Raw genomic sequence first — 18,362 nt, forward strand, 5'->3', positions numbered from 1 at the left:
GCGCCCGCTCAGGACGAGCGGACGCTGTTGGGTACTGCCAGGATTACTTTTTGAGGACGAGTTCGACCGGGGTTTCGATCACGCCGTCTTTGGACTCGACTTTTTCACCCTTGACCAGCTTGAGCGCATTCTGGATACCGAACACGGCTTGCTGGGCAGCGGCTTGGTCGGCGGTGGCCAGTACGCGGCCGTCCTGCAACATCGGCTTGATGGCTTCGATGTTGTCGTAGCCTACGACCAGCACCTTGCCAGCCTTGCCAGCCGCACGGACGGCAGAGACAGCGCCCAGGGCCATGTTGTCGTTACCGGCCAACAGAGCCTTGAGGTCCGGGTATTCGCTCAGCATCGCCGAAGCCACTTTGCGACCTTCGTCGATTTCCCAATTACCTGACTGGGTGGAAACGATCTTCAGGCCGGCAGCGTCCATCGCGTCCTTAAAGCCAGCAGTACGCTGCTGGGCATTGGTCGTGGTCGGTACGCCTTCGATGATGCCGACTTTGTCGCCCGAGGCCAGTTGCTTGGCCAGGTAGTCGCCCACCAGGTTGGCGCCTTTGCGGTTGTCTGGGCCTACGAAAGGGATATCGAGGTTTTTGCTTTTCAGCACGCCCGGGTCCAGGCGGTTGTCGATGTTGACGATCTTGATCCCGGCTTTAGAGGCATCTTCAAGCACTTTTACCAAGGCCTTGGAGTCAGCCGGCGCGATAACGATGGCATCGACCTTGGACAGGATCATCTGTTTGACGATGTCGATCTGGGCGCTGGTATCGGTTTCGTTCTTGATGCCGTTGGTGATCATGTCGAAGTCGGCGGCATGGGCTTTCTGATAGTCCTTCGCGCCATCCTGCATGGTGACGAAGAATTCATTGGCAAGGGACTTCATGACCAAGCCGACCTTGGGTTTGGCGGCGGAGTCAGCAAATGCAGAAGAGAGAGGTAGAACAGCGGATGCGGCAGCAAGCACAGCGACAGCAAGAAGACGTCCTGCAAATGGCAGCTTCATGGGTGTACTCCGATCTTATGATTATTGTGAGCAACGCTTGCACCGAAGAATGCTTCGGCAGCCATCCCACCCGGGTGGCTGATACGAGTTGTCAGAAGGCTTCAAGAGCGCCCCCGCGAAACATCTCGCAAACGTTTGCGTTATTCAAACTATGAGAAAGTTGTCGAGATTTGTCAACGGTAGACAATAGCCTTTCATCCAAACCCTCTAGTCCCTGCCCTCGCGCCCTGCGATGGGTATTGTTAAACATTGTCATACCTTGATCGTTCTCTAAAACGACAGATCCTGACGCCATTGTCACGCAATCGATTGAGGTGGCCCACGCACTTTTCGGACAACCGAACGTAACATCGTCCGATGTTCGGAAAGCCGGACGACCAGTGACCAACAACCGTCAAAACAAAAATAAAATCTCATATAAAACAATTACTTATTTTATTTTCGCTAACCAAATCAGCCTGGTATAGATCCTGCTCTACCTCAGCACCTCGTGGCATTCAGAACCGCCCGGGTGTTCTAGATGAACCTGCTACAGCACTCATCAAAAACCAGAGAGAAAAATAATGAAATCTGCACTGAAGAACTTTGTCCCGGGCGCATTGGCCCTGATGCTGCTGTTCCCCGTTGCCGCACAGGCAAAAGAAGTTGAAACCAAGACCAAACTCTCCAACGTGGTGATCCTCGCCACCGGCGGCACCATCGCCGGCGCGGGCGCCAGCGCAGCCAACAGCGCCACCTACCAGGCCGCCAAGGTCGGCATCGAACAACTGATCGCCGGTGTTCCTGAGCTTAGCCAGATCGCCAATGTGCGCGGCGAGCAAGTGATGCAAATTGCGTCCGAAAGCATCAATAACGAAAACCTTCTGCAACTGGGTCGTCGCGTCGCCGAACTGGCCGACAGCAAGGACGTAGATGGCATCGTGATCACCCACGGTACCGACACCCTGGAAGAAACCGCCTACTTCCTCAACCTGGTGGAAAAAACCGACAAGCCAATCGTCGTAGTCGGCTCTATGCGCCCAGGCACCGCGATGTCTGCAGACGGCATGCTCAACCTGTACAACGCCGTGGCCGTGGCCAGCAGCAAAGATGCGCGCGGCAAAGGCGTGCTGGTGACCATGAACGACGAGATTCAATCGGGTCGCGACGTCAGCAAGATGATCAACATCAAGACCGAAGCGTTCAAAAGCCCATGGGGCCCGCTGGGCATGGTGGTTGAAGGCAAATCCTATTGGTTCCGCCTGCCGGCCAAGCGTCACACCACAGACTCTGAGTTCGATATCAAAAACATCAAGAGCCTGCCCGATGTTGAAATCGCCTATGGCTATGGCAACGTGAGCGACACCGCCTACAAAGCCCTGGCCCAGGCTGGCGCCAAAGCCATCATCCACGCGGGTACCGGCAACGGCTCGGTGTCGTCCAAAGTTGTACCGGCACTGGTGGAATTGCGTAAACAAGGCGTTCAAATCATTCGTTCTTCCCACGTCAACGCCGGCGGGATGGTGCTGCGTAACGCCGAACAGCCTGACGACAAGTACGACTGGGTCGCTGCCCTAGACCTGAACCCTCAGAAGGCCCGCATCCTGGCGATGGTCGCCCTGACCAAGACTCAGGACAGCAAAGAGCTGCAACGTATTTTCTGGGAATATTGATCCCCGGAGATACACCGGCAGGGGCGAATTTAATCGCCCCTGCCGCCCCCGCAAAATCCCCCGCTAAAAACCATTCCAGCCCTACAGCAACCCGCTTAACCGACTGTCAGATGAACGCCTTGAATTTTAAGCAGTTGCGAAATCGCTTACAGTTAAATACTGTATGTGCGTACAGCTTATTGAGGAATACACCGTGGCAAAGTCCGCTTCCGCAGTGCCTGCTCCACCCAATGCCTACGAACGTCTGGCCATTCGCGTGCAAAAGATCATCAACTCCACCAACGCCCAAAAAGCCAAGGCAGCCTTGATCTTCCGCTTGCCAGATGAACCGGAGGATGAATGGCAACGTTTACTGGAAGAAATCGCAGAGAACGACAATGTCACCCTCGCCTATCGGGATGACGGCGGCGTGCAGATTTTCTGGGTTGTGCCGAAGGAAGACTGATCCAATGAGTGCCCGTTTTATTGCTGCGTGTTGCATGCTTTTTACCCTAACCGCCCACGCCCAGGCGCCTCGAACCTTCAGCGAAGCCAAGAAAGTGGCCTGGACGCTCTACGCGCCGCAATCCACAGAGTTCTATTGCGGCTGTAAGTACACCGGCAACCGTGTAGACCTGAAAGCCTGTGGCTACATCCCGCGCAAAAACGCCAATCGTGCGGCACGTATTGAGTGGGAGCACATCGTTCCCGCCTGGCAGATCGGGCATCAACGCCAGTGCTGGCAGAGCGGCGGGCGCAAGAACTGCACGCGCAATGACAAGGTATTCCAGCGGGCCGAAGCCGACTTGCACAACCTGGTACCGAGTATTGGAGAGGTCAACGGCGACCGTAACAATTTCAGCTTTGGCTGGCTGCCCGTGCAAAACGGGCAGTACGGTTCCTGCCTGACCCAAGTGGATTTCAAAGCCAAGAAGGTCATGCCGCGCCCATCCATCCGCGGGATGATCGCGCGCACCTATTTCTACATGAGCAAACAGTACGGCCTGCGTCTATCGAAACAGGATCGTCAGCTATACGAAGCCTGGAACAAAACCTACCCGGTACAAACCTGGGAGCGCCAGCGCAACCAGACCGTGGCCTGTGTGATGGGACGCGGCAATGAATTTGTCGGCCCGGTAAACCTCAAGGCCTGCGGTTGAAAATGGGCGGAGTGCCCGCCCCACCTTCTCGTTACTGCGCAGCCTTGTGCTCGATGATCTCAGACACGGTATCGGTCTTCTTGGCACGGGCCATTTTTTCGTTGAGCAGAGTCTGCTTGGCTTCGGCCTCTGCTTTGGTTGCGAACGGCCCCATCAACACTTCGTCCTTGCCGTCGACTTTCACGATATAAAAGTTGAAACCATGTTCCAGCAACCAGGCGGTCAGGTCGGTGATTGCCTGCAACTTGTGGTCTGGCGGGCCGACCCATACGTCCCATTCCTGGGCAGCAATTGCGCCGGTTTGTGGCTGGCTTTCAGTCACGGCAGGCTTGGCCCTGGGGGCTTCGACAGGTTTACCTTCACCGCAACCTGCCAATGCCAACACCGCAATTGCCATCGCTACTTTACGCACTGCCCTGCTCCTTTAAGGATAAAGAGGCAACTTTATCATTCACTGTCTATTCTGGCCGTCATAAACGTTGGCTTAAACAATGCGAATGATGTATCGCAGACCTGTATGATGCCGCCATGGGAATTAATGTCGCCTCTATGCGTCCTAAAAGAGGCAGTCACAGGGAAGCGCTTAGCAGTAAGCTATACACATACGACATCCGCCCTGCCTGAAACATGTGTCCTTAAAAGTAATCAAGGAGAAGTCCATGCTTATACTCACCCGCAAAGTTGGTGAAAGCATAAACATCGGTGATGACATCACGATCACCATCCTGGGCGTCAGCGGCCAGCAAGTACGAATCGGCATCAATGCTCCCAAAGACGTTGCCGTGCATCGCGAAGAAATTTACCAGCGCATCCAGGCCGGCCTGACTGCTCCGGACAAAAACCAGACGCCTTGAAGTGCCCTCAGTAGCCAGCCCTTTCGTTCACTGTAACGGCTGGCGAAAACCCCTTCGATGACCTGATCGCCGGTGTTTACAGCTGCGTAACAGGGCCTATGCTTTGGCTTGCATGGTCACCAAAGGCGTAGACGCAGATGGACACCCTGAGCAAGTCCCAAATCGAATCTGCACTGGCAGACCGCTTGCCCAGCTACACCATCACCTGCACGCTGCACACCGATGGCACACTCTCGGCAGTGCTCAGTGGACCGGAAACCGACCACTTTGCAATTACGGGAATCGTGCGTGCGCACTATCGAGGCGCCAACGCCATTGCGCGGCTAGCCAATGAATTGCTCAGGGAAATGGTGCTCTCACGCCAGGGAATTCGAAGCACGCGGCTGCACGCACCACCCGCCCAAGCCGCCAGCGATCAAGACCCGTGACGGGCTGCGTTTTTTTGTATCAGTGCGCTGCGTTCTGCAAATACAGCAAGCCGTCCGCGTCACGCTGCACTCGTAATCGCTCGTAACCGTCAATCGAAGGATGTTCCGTCTCCATCGTCACATGATGCGTTGACGTCACCACCATCACATCCGCCCCTGCCGCCTCTGCCGCTCGAATACCCACAGTCGCATCCTCGAACACCAGGCAGTCTTGTACCGGCACGCCCAGACGCTGAGCACCGAGCGCATAACAAGCCGGGTTCGGTTTACCGATGGCCACGTCTTCGGCCGTCACCAGCACCGCAGGCGGCACGATGCCCGCCGCTTGCAGCCGACGCAACGCCAACGCTTTGGGGGCCGATGTGACCAGCGCCCACTGATCCCCCGGCACACTGTTCAAAAATGCAACGGCCCCAGGGATGGCCACGACGCCATCCACATCCTTGATCTCTGCCTCGGTAATCCACTGCGCCTCGACGTCGGGATCAACACCCGGTAACGCCTGACGCGTGATGGTATCGATGGCGCGCGCACCATGGATAGTGGCCAGGAACGCCGGAACATCCAGCCCATGGCGTTGCGCCCAGATGGCCCACACCCGCTCAGCGGCGGCAATGGAGTTGAGCAGAGTGCCGTCCATGTCGAACAGGAAGGCGCGATAACGTCGGGCAAATACGGCTGAACCTCGGATGGACACTGAGTAGCTTCCTCGTGGGCTGTAACAAATAATTGGCCCGATGCAATCTACGGATCACCTCGCAGCTTGTAAACGCCACCCGAACATCACCCTTGCATTACAGCTTTGTAATGAAGCTGTAAGTCTTGCCAGCACCCTCACTTCATACAGTGGAGTCGTCAGTCAGCCGCATCGGTTGACGCCATTTCCCACTGATGAATGAGGGTCCACCTAATGAAGCCTGTAAGCAGACTCTGCCTGATCGCCGCCAGCTTGACACTGCTCGCCACCGGCTCCGTGTTTGCAGCCGACGCCCCAACCGTCATCCATGACAAAACCGGATTCTTCCTGCACCTGGATGTCGACAAAGTGCTGTCGAGCACCAACACCGACGGTCAATGCGGCATCGTGCCCAAGCGCCTCGACTACCTGGACCACCAAGGCCGCGAACACGTGCTGGATTATCAGGTTCAAGCCATCGGCTGCCCCAGTGACAGCTGATCCGGCTACACTTGCGCCTAGCATTGAGACAGGGCACTTTCCATGAATATTCTCGTCGTTGAAGACGAACCCAAGGCTGGCAATTACCTGCTCAACGGCCTGCAGGAACTGGGCTACTCCGTCAGCCTGGCCCGCGACGGCGTGGACGGTTTGCACCAGGCGTTGGAAACCCCATTCGATGTGATCGTATTGGACGTAATGATGCCCAAAATGGACGGCTGGGAAGTGCTGCGCCGCCTGCGCAAAGAGGCCGACACCCCAGTACTTTTTCTCACGGCCCGCGACGATATTGCCGACCGTATTAAGGGCCTTGAGCTGGGCGCCGATGATTACCTGATCAAGCCCTTTTCGTTTGCCGAGTTGGTGGCGCGCCTGCGCACCCTGACCCGCCGAGGGCCGAGTCGTGAAGAAGAACAACTGCAGATCGCCGACCTGCACATCGACGTCTTGAAGCGCCGCGTCACGCGTGCCGGCACACGCATTACCCTGACCAACAAAGAATTTGCCCTGCTGCACCTGTTCGCCACCCACCAGGGCCAGGTACTGTCCCGCTCGCTGATCGCCTCCCGGGTATGGGACATGAACTTCGACAGCGACACCAACGTGGTCGATGTCGCCGTGCGGCGCCTGCGCCTGAAAATCGACGACCCGTTCCAGCTCAAGCTGATCCACAGCGTGCGCGGCATCGGCTACCGCTTCGATACCCAGCCATGAGTAACCGCCATCACTCCCTGACCTTACGCCTGGCGATGATCTTCGCCCTGCTCGCATTCGCCCTGCTGGCGACCCTGGGCGTAGCGCTCTACCGCGAACTGGAAAGGGAACTCGTCATGCGTGACGACGCCGCGTTGATCTCTCGTGTGGATCAACTGCGCAACCTGCTCAACGACAGCAACACCCTGGAACTGATCAAGACCAAGCCTGAGCTGTTCCAGAACATGCTGGGCAACCGCGAATCGGTGCTGAGCATCAGCGCGCCTGGGCAAAAACCGCTGCTGTTGGTGAACCCGGGCAATATCGACGTGCCTTTTGTACCTGCCGTGCCGAAAAACCACGCACTGGGCCTTGGCGACGTGCACCACTTCCCCGGCGTGAATGGCGTGCCCTACGCCAGCGTGGCGGCGTCCATCGACTCCGGCGACCTGGGCAGCCTGCAAGTCACCACCGGGCGCCTGATGGCCGAGCGCACCGCCGTGCTCGCCAACTACCGGTTAAGCGTGTACATCCTGGCAAGCCTTGCCGCGATCATCCTTGCGCTGGTCGGTTACTTGCTGGTGCATCGCGGCCTTTTGCCCTTGCGACGCCTCGCCCTGCATGCCCAGGGAATAGGCGTCGGCAACCTTGCCGAGCGTTTGGACGGCCACGGTGCGCCCAAAGAACTGCTGCCGATGATCGACGCGTTCAACACCATGCTTGAGCGCTTGGCCAAGGGCTTCGTGCAGTTGGGCCAGGTGTCCACCGACATGGCTCACGAACTGCGTACACCGATCAATAACCTGCTGGGCGAAACCCAGGTCGCCCTGCAGCAGCACCGTAGCATCGAGAGTTATCAGCAACTGCTGGCGTCCAACGTCGAAGAGCTGGAGCGCCTGGCGCGGATGCTCGACAACATGCTCTTCCTGGCCCGCACCGACCCCGCCAGCGCCTTACGCCAACGCCAGGAATTAAGCGCCGCCGATGAGGTGGCACGCATCGCTGACTATTTCGAAGGCTTGGCCGCAGATGTAGATATCAGCATTCTTGCCAAGGGCGAAGGCGTGATCTGGGCCGAGCCGATGTTGCTGCGCCGGGCATTGGCAAACCTGTGTGCCAATGCCATCAAATACGGCGCGCACGGTTCCAGGTTGCAGATCCAGGCCGTGCCGAGCGCCGAGGGTATCAACCTGAGGGTCAGCAACAGGGGTGAAACCATTGCCGCCGAACATCTACCGCGACTGTTCGAACGGTTTTACCGAGTGGATGAGTCGCGGGAGCGCTCGGCCCAGTCCAATGGGTTGGGCCTCTCGATTGTGGCGACCATCATGCAACTGCATAGCGGACGCTACAGCGTAACCAGCGAGGCAGGAGTGACGTGTTTTGAATTGTTCTTTCCACGGCGAGAAGACTGAAAAGCACGCGCCAGACACTCGGTGGTATTTTGCAAAAGTTTGCCTGTCACCGCTGGCCTAAACACCTACTATTCTTGCTCCCCAAGTACAATCTCACAGTGTTTGAAACAGGTGGCATGCTTTGGAGAAGAAACAGTATCGATTTGGCGGGGCGAGCACGCTGAACATTCCTGTTCAAGGAAGAAGCGGTGGCGGTAATGACGGAGGCTCAGGTATGGAAAAACGCTTGGGTTTACTGGAAAAGAGGCTGGCTGAAATGAAAGAGAAGCTATTTGCCGTTTCAAGCAAGACAGACTCCATTGAAAAACACTTCGCCACCAAGGCTGACCTGGCGACCACGGAGTTAAACCTCATCAAATGGTATGTCGCCACGGCATTCGCAATGACCGGGCTGGCCTGCGCCATCACCTTCGGGCTCACCCGGCTGCTTGCAAGCTGAGGCAGGCCCGGGTGGTCAACTGACCTTGCCGCCAGCTTCAGTCACATCCACAGATGTTTGCCAGGCCGTCAGTACCGCCCGCTGCAAACCCTCGACAATTCTGCCCAGCACCATCGAAGGTCGGTCCGAACCAGTCACCTGCTCAGGCAGCCAGGGCACGTGAATAAAACCGCTGCGTACAGCCGTACCGGCCAGCGCATGCTGCAACAGATAGAACACCTGATTGCACACGAACGTCCCCGCTGTCTGTGACACCGAAGCAGCAATACCCGACTCGCGCACAGCCTTGACCATCGCCTTGATAGGCAGCGTCGAGAAGTAGGCCGCCGGGCCACCCTCTACAACCACGGTATCAATGGGCTGTGCCCCCTGGTTATCGGGGATGCGTGCGTCGTTGACGTTAATCGCGACCCGCTCGATGGAGATATCGCTACGCCCGGGGCCAAGGCCGGTAGCGATGACCATCGCCGGGCGCAACTCGCTGATCAATCGGCTCAGGCACTCACCCGCCGTAGCAAACGCACAGGGCAGTTGCCGCGCCACAATCTGCACATCGGCCTCCAGCAGCACGCCGTCCAATTGGCGCACCGCCTCCCAGGAAGGGTTCACCACGTCTTGATCAAAGGGTTCAAACCCCATCAGCAATACCGTTCGCATACTGGCCTCACATCAACAGATAAAGCAGCACGATATTCACCACCAGCATCATCAGCGCAGTGGGTAATTGTGCTTTGATCACGGCGTTCTTGTCTGGGAGCTCCAGCAACGCTGCCGGCACGATATTAAAGTTGGCAGCCATCGGTGTCATCAAGGTACCGCAGTAGCCCGAGAACATGCCGATTGCCGCCATCACCGCAGGGTTGCCGCCGTAGATACCCACCAGCACCGGCACACCAACACCGCCGGTCATCACCGGGAAGGCAGCAAACCCATTGCCCATGATCACCGTGAACAACGCCATGCCCAGCACATAAACCATCACCGCCACCAACTTGAAATCCAGGTTGATATAAGTGGTGGTGACATGGGCAACCGCCGTACCCACACCTGCTTCATTGAACAGCAGCCCGAGCATCGCCAGCATCTGTGGCAACACCATGGCCCAACCGAGCGCTTCGGTGAGACGGCGCGATTCACGCAAGGCTTGCACGGGCGTGTCACGGGTCAGCCAACACGCCAAGCCGAGGGCGATCAGACAGCCGATACCCAGGGAAACAAAGGTGGTGTTTTTGGGGTCAAGCAGCGGGACGCCACCAATCTCGGTGTGTTTGAGCAAGACTGAGCCGATCACCGTCGTCAGGGGAATGGCCAATGCCGGTATAAACAACTTGTGCCCCAGGCGACCGGCACTGGCACGGGAGGCCTTGTCATGCAACTCGACATGCTTGCCTCGACCCACACCTCCCATGCCGGCGATCAACGCCATCACCACCACGCCCACACCGATCACAACTGAGGGCAGCCGCTCGCCCACCAGGAACGGGATGGCAAACAATAGCCAGAACAAGGCACTGGACCAGCGCTTGGGATGGGTTCGATCCAGCACGATCATGCCTGCGGTAATCAACAGCAGAACGCCGGCCAGCCAGTACAAATATTGAATGGAGATAATCATCGCGCGGCCTCCACTGGTGTGGCGGCAGGCGTCATCTCACGGGTGAGCCTTCGGTCAAATCGATGGAGCCGTATCGCATGAATGATAAACGCGCAGATCGCTGTCGGGATTCCCCACACCGCAATATGCAGCGGCTCTACATCGATCCCCGAACCCAGCAAAAAGGTGTGCATCAGGGCAATCGCACCAAAGGCCACAAAAATATCTTCGCCAAAAAACAGCCCGACATTATCAGTCGCGGCACACATGGCAAGCACCTTGTGGCGCAATTTGTCCGGCAATTTGCCGTAGCGTTTTTCCGCTGCACCCTCGGCCATCGGCGCCAACAGCGGGCGCACCATCTGCGGGTGCCCGCCCAGGCTGGTCAAACCCATGGCTGCGGTGGACTCGCGCACAAACAGATAGATAATCAACAAGCGCCCGACGGTGGCACGCTCGAAGCGAGCAATCCAGTTCTGCGCATGCAAGCGCAACCCATGACGCTCCAGCAGGCCGATAACCGCCAGGGGCAATAACAGGATCAACTGCAAGGCGCGGGTCTGAAGGAAACCATCCCCCATGGTGGCGAGAATTTTCTCCAGCGGAAAATGGGCAGCAAGCCCGGTGGCGATAGCGGCGGCCGTGACCACCAATAGCGGGTTGAAGCGCAAGACAAAGCCAACCACGATGACAAGTACGCCGATCAACGGCCATAAATTCACAACAGTTTGCATGGCGGTGAGGTCCTTTAGTGCGCGCTGCGGCGCCATTACAGCAGGATGTGAACAAAGGGCTCACAGCAAGAAAGTGGCGTGCAGTCGGCTCGGTTTTTTATTGTTGACCTGGGAGGTCGAGCATCAGTGGCGGCAACTTTGCTGCCTCGGGCGAGAGGTGTCCAACAAGAAAAATTGTTGCTGCACACCAATAAATTTTGTGGGCGATTGAACACCCTGCGTAACAAGATGTGGACAGCCGCCAAGGGATTCGCGCATGGTAACGCCGCCCGTTTACCGGGCGCACGCCTCTCTCTTCTTGTTGTGGATATGGAAATTCAATGAAAACCCAAAAGGTCCTGATTGCCCTCTCATGCGCCGTAGCACTCTCCCTGCTGGGCGGGTGCGCTGCCAAAGTCAAAAGTGGTGGCAGCGCCGCGCTGGCCATCCCGGAGCCCGCCAAACAGAACCTGGTAGTGGCTATCAAGGGCGCAGAACAAGTGGAACAAAACCCGGACTGGAACCTGCTCAAGCGCGACTGGAATAACGCACTGCAGATCGAAGCTCGCCAAGCCGGCTTCAATGTGACCGAAAGTTCAACAGTGGCGCCTACCGGTGAAGATGGCGTTGGCATCAGCATCAATGTGAGCAAATTCCGCTATATCGAGCCGGGGTCGCGCTACGTTGCTGGCGCACTGGTCGGTAACGCCTGGGTATTTTCCCGCGCCGACTATAGCGACCTGAAATCCGGCACACCTATCGGCTCGCGCACTTACGACACCTCCTCGTCCGCCTGGGAAGGGATTGCATCGGCAATGACGCAGAAACAGGTTCAGGCGATTGCCAAGCAGATGATTAGCGATATCAAGAACGCTAAGGCTAAATAAAACTCATAGGGTACGGCGGTGGCCGCTGAGACGACCGCCGAGTATGGTCAACCTTCAGCGATCAAGAGGCCGCACCGGTGACGTCTCCCGCCACACCCAGCCCAGATAACGCCCTCAGCCTGCAAACCCGCCTGATCGCGCTGGTGGTTGCCGTGACCTTCTTTATGGAGAACCTCGACGCCACCGTCATCGCCACAGCCCTGCCGACGATGGCCACGGCCTTCGGTGTGACCCCAGTGGACATGAACATCGGCATCACCGCTTATATCCTCGCCGTGGCGATCTTCATACCACTGTCCAGCTGGGTCGCCGATCGATTCGGTGCGCGTCGAGTGTTTGCCGGCGCAATCATCGTATTCACGCTCGCGTCGCTACTCTGCGGGCTTAGCCAGAGTCTTGAAATGTTCGTCTTCGCCCGCGTGCTGCAGGGCATCGGCGGCGCGCTGATGGTGCCCGTGGGGCGCTTGGCGGTGTTGCGCAATACCGACAAAAAAGACCTGGTGAAGATGATCGCCATCATCACTTGGCCTGGGCTGGTGGCGCCGATTCTCGGGCCATTGGCCGGCGGCTTGATCGTGACCCACGCGTCGTGGCCATGGATCTTCTACGTAAACCTGCCCCTCGGCGTCCTGGCGCTGGCCGCCGCGCTGTGGCTGGTGCCGGAAGGCCGCGAGGCGTGTGTACGCAAGTTCGATGCAAAAGGTTTTGTGCTACTGGCAGGCGCCTGCATGGCGCTGCTCGGTGGGCTGGAGTGGCTGGGCAGTCAGAGTGGCGAGATGCTAATCCCTGGCGCTGGGTTGGTCGCGGCAGGTTTACTGCTGACCGTATGGGCTGTGCATCATTGCCGGCATTACACCGACCCGCTGTTGCCGCTGAAAACCCTGTCCATCAATACCTTCCGCGTGAGCATCTACGGGGGCTCGCTGTTTCGCGTGGCCATCAGCGCACTGCCATTCCTGCTGCCGCTGCTGTTTCAAATTGCCTTTGGCTTATCCCCAGTGGATGCTGGTTTGCTGGTGTTGGCGGTATTCGCGGGCAACCTGGCGATGAAGCCGTTTACCACGGTGATCATGCGGCGCTATGGGTTTCGCCAGGTGCTGTTGGTGAATGGCGTGATCGGCGTAGTGTCGATTGCGGCCTGCGCGTTTTTCACCGCGCAAACACCGTTTGCCGTGATTGCGGCGGTGCTGTTTGTGGGCGGGCTGTCGCGCTCGATGCAGTTCACTTGCTACAACTCGATCGGCTTCGCAGACATACCCAAAGCGCGCATGAGCGAGGCCTCGGCGCTGTTTAGCCTGTCGTTCCAACTGGCCATGGGCATGGGCGTGACGGTAGCTGCGCTACTGCTGCGCGCGTCGATGACCGTGCAGGGGCATGAGGTCCAGGCCCAGGTCGGGGATTTTCGAGTGGCGTTTATCGGGGTCGCGCTGTTGGGGATACTGGCGCTGGTGGATATTTATCGGTTGCCGGTAGGCGCTGGCGAAAGCGTGTTGAAGCGCGGCTGAGCACCTCAACACCCTTCAGCCATTCAGGCAGTGGTGCTGACCATTGAACCCGAAGTACTTCCACCCTCTTGAGTGATCGCCTGCAACAAAGCGGAAGTCGCCGACTGCAACGCCGCGCTGGTAGATGCAATCTGCGTTTGAGCGGATGCCACAGCTGCAGCTTTAGCGTCCTCGCTCTGCTTGCTGGCCTGAATCTTCTGCAATGCCTGTTGCTGTTCTTGAAGTTGCTTTTGCAACTGCTCGATCTGCTTCTTCAACTCTTTGACCGTATCGGACTCTGATGAGCTCGATGAGGCTTCACTGCTACCACCGACGCCACCAGCACCTTGCGCGCCGGACTTTGCATTAACGGTCGCACCGCCTGTGTTACTCGTACTGGTTGTTCCGGTGCTGTCGGCGGCATTGGTATCAGCCGAGGCAGCAACGCTTGGAGTACTGGTGACAGAGGCGGGACTGCTGATGTTGACAAGCATGCCAAATATCCGATGACGAGAAAGTACAAACACCATCGGCCTGGCAGTTGAATACTTTAGGCAAACGACAATAATTGGCGTTCTGAGGTGGGAGTTTTGCAAAAGTTTTGCAAATCGCAGACAACAAAAAAGGGCCCACCTTTCGGTGAGCCCTTCTAGACCGCCCAGCAGAGCGGATTTTGTTTGGTAGGCGCGATTGGACTCGAACCAACGACCCCCACCATGTCAAGGTGGTGCTCTAACCAACTGAGCTACGTGCCTGCTGTGAGGCGGCATTCTACGGAATTCCGGAGGGCTGTCAACATCTTTTTTGCAGCTAACCCTATGAATATGCGAATTTTTTATTTGCGCCGGGTACACCCCTGAATTCCGGGTGGCTGGCAGGCAATTTTCAACTCAGGTAGGATCGGGGCACTCGTAAAAAATATAAAACAGAGGTTCCAGGATGGCGAACACCCCCTACCCCCAGTCGTATTACGCCGCCTCGGCAAATTCGGTACCGCCTCGGCCGGCACTTCAAGGCGAGGTTGAAACCGATGTCTGCGTGATTGGTGCCGGCTATACCGGCCTTTCGAGTGCGCTATTCCTGCTGGAGAACGGTTTTCGTGTGACCGTACTGGAAGCCGCCAAGGTGGGTTTTGGTGCATCGGGCCGCAATGGCGGGCAGATCGTCAACAGCTACAGCCGCGACATCGATGTGATCGAGCGCAGCGTCGGCCCCAAGCAGGCACAGTTGCTGGGAGAGATGGCATTTGAAGGTGGCCGCATCATTCGCGAGCGCGTCGCCAAGTATCAGATTCAATGCGACCTGAAGGACGGCGGCGTGTTCGCCGCACTCAACAGCAAGCACATGGGCCACCTGGAGTCGCAGAAGCGCTTGTGGGAGCGCTATGGCCACACGCAGCTGGAGTTGCTGGACGAGCGCCGCATCCGCGAAGTGGTGGCCTGTGACAACTACGTCGGCGGCCTGCTGGATATGAGCGGCGGGCATATTCACCCGCTTAACCTGGCACTTGGCGAAGCAGCGGCCGTGGAGTCGTTGGGCGGCACGATTTATGAGCAATCTGGCGCAATACGCATTGAGCGCGGCGCCAACCCCGTGGTGCATACCGCTGAAGGCAAGGTCCGGGCTAAGTTCATCATCGTCGCGGGCAATGCCTACCTGGGCAACCTGGTTCCGGAGCTGGCAGCCAAGTCGATGCCGTGCGGCACCCAAGTTATTACCACCGCGCCACTGGGCGATGAACTGGCGAAGACGTTACTGCCACAGGATTACTGCGTCGAAGACTGCAACTACCTGCTGGACTACTATCGCCTCACCAGTGACAAGCGACTGATCTTCGGCGGCGGCGTGGTCTATGGTGCGCGCGACCCAGCGAATATCGAGGCGATCATCCGCCCGAAAATGCTCAAGGCATTCCCCCAGCTCAAGGATGTGAAGATCGACTACGCCTGGACCGGTAATTTCCTGCTAACCCTGTCGCGCTTGCCTCAGGTAGGGCGCCTGGGCGACAACATCTATTACTCCCAGGGCTGCAGCGGCCATGGCGTGACGTACACACACCTGGCGGGCAAGGTACTGGCCGAGGCACTGAGAGGCCAGGCAGAGCGTTTTGACGCGTTTGCCGACCTGCCGCACTACCCGTTCCCGGGCGGGCAATTACTGCGTACGCCGTTTGCGGCGCTGGGGGCCTGGTATTACGGGCTACGGGATAAACTGGGTTTCTAAACATTTGTAGTGAGCGGGCTTGCCCCGCTCACTACAACATTGCAGGCTACCGCACCAAATCGCAGACACAAAAAACCCCGGCCTTTCGACCAGGGTCTTTGCTATCGGATCAAAGTAGCCAATGGCTTTCTTTGTGCTTCAAGGCGTTCAGTGGGCCTTGAGGCAGATATGGCGCAGCGGACGGGACTCGAACCCGCGACCCCCGGCGTGACAGGCCGGTATTCTAACCGACTGAACTACCGCTGCGTATCGCTTGACCAGTTGAGCCTAAAACCCTCAACCGTCTTTAAACGTCTAACTGATCAGCCTTGGCTGTTCAATCTCAAACCTGACGAATCAGGCCTGGAAAATAATGGCGCAGCGGACGGGACTCGAACCCGCGACCCCCGGCGTGACAGGCCGGTATTCTAACCGACTGAACTACCGCTGCGCGTCGGTGCAACCTTTAACGTTGCGTATTACCCGAAGGTAAAACTCTCAAGAAGTGGTGGGTGATGACGGGATCGAACCGCCGACCCTCTGCTTGTAAGGCAGATGCTCTCCCAGCTGAGCTAATCACCCTTTGCTTCGTTGAGGCCGCGAAATTTACGCAGGTAACGGACCTAAGTCAATAGCCTGCTTGAAGTTTTTCTGAAAAAGACAAAATTACTTCAAGACAACCACCCGCCCTACTCGCTGTAAATCATCTTCTTGCTCATGCCGCCATCCACGACAAACTCTTGCCCAGTGACAAAGCCAGCCTGACGCGACAGCAACCACGCAACCATCGCCGCCACATCCTCCACGGTGCCCACCCTGCCCGCCGGATGCTGGGCATGGTCGGCGTCGGTCAAAGGCTCGGCACGGCGCGCTGCGGGATCACGTGCGTCGATCCAGCCCGGGCTGACAGCATTGACCCGCACCTCTGGCCCAAGACTCATGGCCAGCGCGTGAGTCAGCGCCAACAGGCCGCCCTTGCTCGCCGCATAGGCCTCGGTATCCGGCTCGGACTGGCGAGCCCGGGTCGAGGCCAGATTAACGATCGCACCACCATGGGCACGCAGGTACGGCGCACAGTGCTTGGCCAACAACATCGGCCCACTGAGATTCACCGCCATTACCCGGTTCCAATAAGCCAGGTCGAGGCTTTCGAGCGTTATATTGCGCGGGTCAGCGACCGCAGCGTTGCAGACCAACGCATCGAGTCGCCCAAATTGACCCAGTACCTCAGCAACGCCCTGGGAGACCTGTTTCTCGTCCGCCACGTCCATGCTGATAAACCAGGCATTCTCGCCCAGCACCTTGGACACCTTGGAACCGCGCTCTCGATCCAGGTCGGTCAGCACCACCTGCCAGCCTTCACTGATGAGCCATGCAGCGATACCAAGACCAATGCCCCGAGCCGCACCCGTCACCAGCGCGACGCGCCCGTTAGTGGCGGTCGCAGCCTCCATGGACCACTCGATCACAAGGCCGCCAGCCCGCGAGCCAGGTCCGCTTGCAAGTCCGCGACATCTTCCAGGCCGACCGCAATGCGGATCAGGCTGTCACGGATACCGGCCGCCTCACGCTCCTGCGGCGCCAGGCGCCCGTGAGAGGTGGTGCTCGGGTGCGTGATGGTGGTCTTGCTGTCACCCAGGTTGGCGGTGATGGAGATCAGTCGAGTGGCGTCGATGAAGCGCCAGGCGCCCTCTTTGCCACCTTTCACTTCAAAACTCACCACGGCACCAAAACCACGCTGCTGGCGCTGGGCCAACTCGTGCTGCGGATGGCTCTTGAGCCCGGCGTAGTGAACCTTCTCGATACCGTCCTGCTGCTCCAACCACTCAGCCAAGGCCTGGGCGTTGGCGCAATGGGCCTTCATCCGCAGGTTGAGGGTCTCCAGACCCTTGAGGAAGATCCACGCGTTAAACGGGCTCAAGGTAGGGCCTGCGGTACGCAGGAAGCCGACGACTTCTTTCATCTGCTCGCTGCGACCCGCGACCACACCGCCCATGCAACGGCCCTGGCCGTCGATGAACTTGGTCGCCGAGTGCACCACGATGTCCGCACCCAACTTCAGCGGCTGCTGCAAGGCAGGCGTACAGAAGCAGTTGTCTACTACCAGCATCGCGCCCTTGGCGTGAGCCACTTCAGCCAACGCGGTGATATCCACCAGCTCGGCCAACGGGTTGGACGGCGACTCGACGAACAGCAGCCTGGTATTGGCCTTGATCGCCGCATCCCAACCGGACAGGTCTGCCAGCGGCACGTAGTCCACTTCGATACCAAAGCGCTTGAAGTACTTCTCGAACAGGCTGATGGTCGACCCGAACACGCTGCGCGACACCAGCACGTGGTCTCCAGCACTGCACAGGCTCATCACCACCGCCAGGATTGCCGCCATGCCGGTTGCCGTGGCCACCGCCTGTTCAGCCCCTTCCAGCGCCGCGAGACGCTCTTCGAACGCACGCACGGTGGGGTTGGTATAGCGCGAGTACACGTTGCCTGGCACTTCACCGGCAAAGCGTGCAGCAGCATCCGCAGCAGTGCGGAACACATAGCTGGAGGTGAAAAACATCGGGTCACCGTGCTCACCTTCCGGCGTACGGTGCTGGCCAGCACGCACAGCCAGGGTATCGAAAGCTACGCCATCGAGGTCGCTGTCCAACCGACCGGCATCCCATTCCTGACTCATGCTGCCAC

At 58.2% G+C, this 18,362-nt stretch carries 21 protein-coding genes and 4 tRNA genes; 12 read left to right on the forward strand and 13 right to left on the reverse strand.

Going from position 1 to position 18,362, the window contains the following annotated elements; genetic code table 11:
- Nucleotides 1-43: 43 nt before the first annotated feature.
- A complete protein-coding gene (locus ICY20_RS12070) occupies nucleotides 44-1,000 on the reverse strand; it encodes a sugar ABC transporter substrate-binding protein (protein WP_159958697.1) in 957 nt (318 codons plus the stop codon).
- Nucleotides 1,001-1,563: 563 nt separating this feature from the next.
- Between ICY20_RS12070 and ICY20_RS12075 the strand changes: the two genes are divergently transcribed.
- The 3 genes from ICY20_RS12075 to ICY20_RS12085 all read left to right on the forward strand — a co-directional run bounded on the left by ICY20_RS12075 (nucleotide 1,564) and on the right by ICY20_RS12085 (nucleotide 3,791).
- Nucleotides 1,564-2,652, forward strand: coding sequence for an asparaginase (locus ICY20_RS12075; protein WP_159958699.1), 1,089 nt, complete (start codon nucleotides 1,564-1,566; stop codon nucleotides 2,650-2,652).
- A gap of 193 nt (nucleotides 2,653-2,845) precedes the next feature.
- Nucleotides 2,846-3,097, forward strand: a complete 252-nt coding sequence (locus ICY20_RS12080) for a DUF1654 domain-containing protein (RefSeq protein ID WP_194937603.1) — start codon at nucleotides 2,846-2,848, stop codon at nucleotides 3,095-3,097.
- 4 nt (nucleotides 3,098-3,101) lie between these two features.
- The gene (locus ICY20_RS12085) at nucleotides 3,102-3,791 is read left to right on the forward strand and encodes an endonuclease (RefSeq protein ID WP_159958703.1); all 690 of its coding nucleotides are present in this window, start codon (nucleotides 3,102-3,104) and stop codon (nucleotides 3,789-3,791) included.
- Nucleotides 3,792-3,822: 31 nt separating this feature from the next.
- Here ICY20_RS12085 and ICY20_RS12090 read toward each other — a convergent pair whose 3' ends face one another.
- The gene (locus ICY20_RS12090) at nucleotides 3,823-4,188 is read right to left on the reverse strand and encodes an SPOR domain-containing protein (RefSeq protein ID WP_159958781.1); all 366 of its coding nucleotides are present in this window, start codon (nucleotides 4,186-4,188) and stop codon (nucleotides 3,823-3,825) included.
- Between the two features lie 262 nt (nucleotides 4,189-4,450).
- On the opposite strand from ICY20_RS12090, the gene csrA reads away from it, so the two are divergent.
- Together csrA and ICY20_RS12100 are read left to right on the forward strand one after the other, a co-directional pair.
- The gene (csrA, locus tag ICY20_RS12095) at nucleotides 4,451-4,645 is read left to right on the forward strand and encodes a carbon storage regulator CsrA (protein ID WP_003192511.1); all 195 of its coding nucleotides are present in this window, start codon (nucleotides 4,451-4,453) and stop codon (nucleotides 4,643-4,645) included.
- Between the two features lie 137 nt (nucleotides 4,646-4,782).
- Nucleotides 4,783-5,073 carry a hypothetical protein gene (locus ICY20_RS12100; RefSeq protein ID WP_159958705.1) on the forward strand — a complete coding sequence of 97 codons (291 nt, stop codon included), beginning with the start codon at nucleotides 4,783-4,785 and terminating at the stop codon, nucleotides 5,071-5,073.
- Between the two features lie 19 nt (nucleotides 5,074-5,092).
- Here the strand turns inward: ICY20_RS12100 and ICY20_RS12105 are convergent, their stop codons facing one another.
- Nucleotides 5,093-5,770, reverse strand: a complete 678-nt coding sequence (locus ICY20_RS12105; RefSeq protein WP_159958707.1) for an HAD-IA family hydrolase — start codon at nucleotides 5,768-5,770, stop codon at nucleotides 5,093-5,095.
- Between the two features lie 213 nt (nucleotides 5,771-5,983).
- Here ICY20_RS12105 and ICY20_RS12110 point away from each other — a divergent pair, with 213 nt between their 5' ends.
- The 4 genes from ICY20_RS12110 to ICY20_RS12125 all read left to right on the forward strand — a co-directional run bounded on the left by ICY20_RS12110 (nucleotide 5,984) and on the right by ICY20_RS12125 (nucleotide 8,797).
- Nucleotides 5,984-6,250, forward strand: a complete 267-nt coding sequence (locus ICY20_RS12110; protein ID WP_159958709.1) for a DUF2790 domain-containing protein — start codon at nucleotides 5,984-5,986, stop codon at nucleotides 6,248-6,250.
- A gap of 42 nt (nucleotides 6,251-6,292) precedes the next feature.
- Nucleotides 6,293-6,964: a heavy metal response regulator transcription factor gene (locus tag ICY20_RS12115; RefSeq protein ID WP_159958711.1), complete on the forward strand. Its 672-nt coding sequence runs from the start codon at nucleotides 6,293-6,295 to the stop codon at nucleotides 6,962-6,964.
- Entirely contained in the window at nucleotides 6,961-8,358 is a 1,398-nt protein-coding gene (locus ICY20_RS12120) for a heavy metal sensor histidine kinase (protein WP_159958713.1), read from the forward strand. Before ICY20_RS12115 ends, ICY20_RS12120 begins: the two co-directional genes overlap by 4 nt.
- 121 nt (nucleotides 8,359-8,479) lie before the next feature.
- On the forward strand, nucleotides 8,480-8,797 hold the full coding sequence (locus ICY20_RS12125; protein ID WP_228758413.1) for a hypothetical protein: 318 nt from the start codon (nucleotides 8,480-8,482) through the stop codon (nucleotides 8,795-8,797).
- Between the two features lie 15 nt (nucleotides 8,798-8,812).
- On the opposite strand, the gene pcp is transcribed toward ICY20_RS12125, so the two are convergent.
- Genes pcp through ICY20_RS12140 form a run of 3 tightly spaced genes read right to left on the reverse strand, consistent with a single transcriptional unit; the run spans nucleotide 8,813 to nucleotide 11,125 of the window.
- Nucleotides 8,813-9,454, reverse strand: coding sequence for a pyroglutamyl-peptidase I (pcp, locus tag ICY20_RS12130; protein ID WP_194937604.1), 642 nt, complete (start codon nucleotides 9,452-9,454; stop codon nucleotides 8,813-8,815).
- Between the two features lie 7 nt (nucleotides 9,455-9,461).
- The gene (locus tag ICY20_RS12135; protein ID WP_159958719.1) at nucleotides 9,462-10,412 is read right to left on the reverse strand and encodes a DUF979 domain-containing protein; all 951 of its coding nucleotides are present in this window, start codon (nucleotides 10,410-10,412) and stop codon (nucleotides 9,462-9,464) included.
- On the reverse strand, nucleotides 10,409-11,125 hold the full coding sequence (locus ICY20_RS12140) for a DUF969 domain-containing protein (RefSeq protein ID WP_159958721.1): 717 nt from the start codon (nucleotides 11,123-11,125) through the stop codon (nucleotides 10,409-10,411). Before ICY20_RS12140 ends, ICY20_RS12135 begins: the two co-directional genes overlap by 4 nt.
- 320 nt (nucleotides 11,126-11,445) lie before the next feature.
- On the opposite strand from ICY20_RS12140, the gene ICY20_RS12145 reads away from it, so the two are divergent.
- Complete coding sequence (locus ICY20_RS12145) at nucleotides 11,446-11,991, forward strand: DUF4410 domain-containing protein (RefSeq protein ID WP_159958723.1); 546 nt, start codon at nucleotides 11,446-11,448, stop codon at nucleotides 11,989-11,991.
- A gap of 77 nt (nucleotides 11,992-12,068) precedes the next feature.
- Entirely contained in the window at nucleotides 12,069-13,496 is a 1,428-nt protein-coding gene (locus ICY20_RS12150; RefSeq protein ID WP_159958725.1) for an MFS transporter, read from the forward strand.
- Between the two features lie 23 nt (nucleotides 13,497-13,519).
- Here ICY20_RS12150 and ICY20_RS12155 read toward each other — a convergent pair whose 3' ends face one another.
- Both ICY20_RS12155 and ICY20_RS12160 read right to left on the reverse strand, forming a co-directional pair.
- Nucleotides 13,520-13,969 (reverse strand): hypothetical protein, encoded by a 450-nt coding sequence (locus tag ICY20_RS12155; RefSeq protein ID WP_194937605.1) that lies wholly within the window; start codon nucleotides 13,967-13,969, stop codon nucleotides 13,520-13,522.
- A 184-nt stretch (nucleotides 13,970-14,153) separates the two neighbouring features.
- A tRNA-Val gene (locus ICY20_RS12160) sits at nucleotides 14,154-14,230 on the reverse strand.
- Nucleotides 14,231-14,414: 184 nt separating this feature from the next.
- Here ICY20_RS12160 and ICY20_RS12165 point away from each other — a divergent pair.
- Nucleotides 14,415-15,698 carry an NAD(P)/FAD-dependent oxidoreductase gene (locus ICY20_RS12165; RefSeq protein WP_194937606.1) on the forward strand — a complete coding sequence of 428 codons (1,284 nt, stop codon included), beginning with the start codon at nucleotides 14,415-14,417 and terminating at the stop codon, nucleotides 15,696-15,698.
- Between the two features lie 169 nt (nucleotides 15,699-15,867).
- On the opposite strand, the gene ICY20_RS12170 is transcribed toward ICY20_RS12165, so the two are convergent.
- From ICY20_RS12170 to ICY20_RS12190, 5 genes are all read right to left on the reverse strand, one after another.
- Nucleotides 15,868-15,944: transfer RNA gene (locus ICY20_RS12170), tRNA-Asp, on the reverse strand.
- A gap of 107 nt (nucleotides 15,945-16,051) precedes the next feature.
- Nucleotides 16,052-16,128: transfer RNA gene (locus ICY20_RS12175), tRNA-Asp, on the reverse strand.
- 55 nt (nucleotides 16,129-16,183) lie between these two features.
- A tRNA-Val gene (locus ICY20_RS12180) sits at nucleotides 16,184-16,259 on the reverse strand.
- 107 nt (nucleotides 16,260-16,366) lie between these two features.
- Nucleotides 16,367-17,131: an SDR family oxidoreductase gene (locus ICY20_RS12185; protein ID WP_159958731.1), complete on the reverse strand. Its 765-nt coding sequence runs from the start codon at nucleotides 17,129-17,131 to the stop codon at nucleotides 16,367-16,369.
- An 11-nt stretch (nucleotides 17,132-17,142) separates the two neighbouring features.
- Nucleotides 17,143-18,354, reverse strand: a complete 1,212-nt coding sequence (locus ICY20_RS12190) for an O-succinylhomoserine sulfhydrylase (protein WP_159958733.1) — start codon at nucleotides 18,352-18,354, stop codon at nucleotides 17,143-17,145.
- Nucleotides 18,355-18,362 lie beyond the last annotated feature (8 nt).

The sequence above is a fragment of the Pseudomonas pisciculturae genome (assembly GCF_015461805.1).
Classification (GTDB): Bacteria; Pseudomonadota; Gammaproteobacteria; order Pseudomonadales; family Pseudomonadaceae; genus Aquipseudomonas; species Aquipseudomonas pisciculturae.

Coding starts and splice junctions, on each gene's coding strand:
- pcp (WP_194937604.1), bottom strand. CDS start 9,454: ATGCGAACGGTATTGCTGATGGGGTTTGAACCCTTTGATCAAGACGTG.
- ICY20_RS12165 (WP_194937606.1), top strand. CDS start 14,415: ATGGCGAACACCCCCTACCCCCAGTCGTATTACGCCGCCTCGGCAAAT.
- ICY20_RS12155 (WP_194937605.1), bottom strand. CDS start 13,969: ATGCTTGTCAACATCAGCAGTCCCGCCTCTGTCACCAGTACTCCAAGC.
- ICY20_RS12115 (WP_159958711.1), top strand. CDS start 6,293: ATGAATATTCTCGTCGTTGAAGACGAACCCAAGGCTGGCAATTACCTG.
- ICY20_RS12100 (WP_159958705.1), top strand. CDS start 4,783: ATGGACACCCTGAGCAAGTCCCAAATCGAATCTGCACTGGCAGACCGC.
- ICY20_RS12190 (WP_159958733.1), bottom strand. CDS start 18,354: ATGAGTCAGGAATGGGATGCCGGTCGGTTGGACAGCGACCTCGATGGC.
- ICY20_RS12090 (WP_159958781.1), bottom strand. CDS start 4,188: ATGGCAATTGCGGTGTTGGCATTGGCAGGTTGCGGTGAAGGTAAACCT.
- ICY20_RS12120 (WP_159958713.1), top strand. CDS start 6,961: ATGAGTAACCGCCATCACTCCCTGACCTTACGCCTGGCGATGATCTTC.
- csrA (WP_003192511.1), top strand. CDS start 4,451: ATGCTTATACTCACCCGCAAAGTTGGTGAAAGCATAAACATCGGTGAT.
- ICY20_RS12070 (WP_159958697.1), bottom strand. CDS start 1,000: ATGAAGCTGCCATTTGCAGGACGTCTTCTTGCTGTCGCTGTGCTTGCT.
- ICY20_RS12085 (WP_159958703.1), top strand. CDS start 3,102: ATGAGTGCCCGTTTTATTGCTGCGTGTTGCATGCTTTTTACCCTAACC.
- ICY20_RS12135 (WP_159958719.1), bottom strand. CDS start 10,412: ATGATTATCTCCATTCAATATTTGTACTGGCTGGCCGGCGTTCTGCTG.
- ICY20_RS12110 (WP_159958709.1), top strand. CDS start 5,984: ATGAAGCCTGTAAGCAGACTCTGCCTGATCGCCGCCAGCTTGACACTG.
- ICY20_RS12140 (WP_159958721.1), bottom strand. CDS start 11,125: ATGCAAACTGTTGTGAATTTATGGCCGTTGATCGGCGTACTTGTCATC.
- ICY20_RS12185 (WP_159958731.1), bottom strand. CDS start 17,131: ATGGAGGCTGCGACCGCCACTAACGGGCGCGTCGCGCTGGTGACGGGT.
- ICY20_RS12075 (WP_159958699.1), top strand. CDS start 1,564: ATGAAATCTGCACTGAAGAACTTTGTCCCGGGCGCATTGGCCCTGATG.
- ICY20_RS12145 (WP_159958723.1), top strand. CDS start 11,446: ATGAAAACCCAAAAGGTCCTGATTGCCCTCTCATGCGCCGTAGCACTC.